Source organism: Achromobacter sp. GbtcB20, assembly GCF_019091095.1.
GTDB lineage: Bacteria > Pseudomonadota > Gammaproteobacteria > Burkholderiales > Burkholderiaceae_B > Achromobacter > Achromobacter mucicolens.
Window position 1 is genome coordinate 1 of the sequence record NZ_JAGXJZ010000756.1, and the last position, 247, is coordinate 247.

Here is a 247-nt window from a genome sequence, read left to right on the forward strand (position 1 = left end):
CGGACGACATCAAGGAACAAGGAACGGCCGTCCAGAACGGATACAACCGCGATGAAACGCTGATCAAGCAGAAGGGGAACATCGACGTTGAGCATGTAACGTCGCGAAAGGAGCTCTTCAGCAACACTTTACTAAGCGTTGGGCTGACCACCAAGGAGCTCGGTGATGTCATGAATGTTCCGCGGAATTTGGTCTATGCCGACAAAAGCACCAATAGTCAGAAGAAAGATTATGACATGTGGGAGTG

Annotated in this window: 1 pseudogene; it reads left to right on the forward strand. The window is 50.2% G+C overall.

Annotated elements, in window-relative coordinates:
* Positions 1–247, forward strand: a pseudogene (locus KVT32_RS31000) (hypothetical protein); the annotation flags it as partial.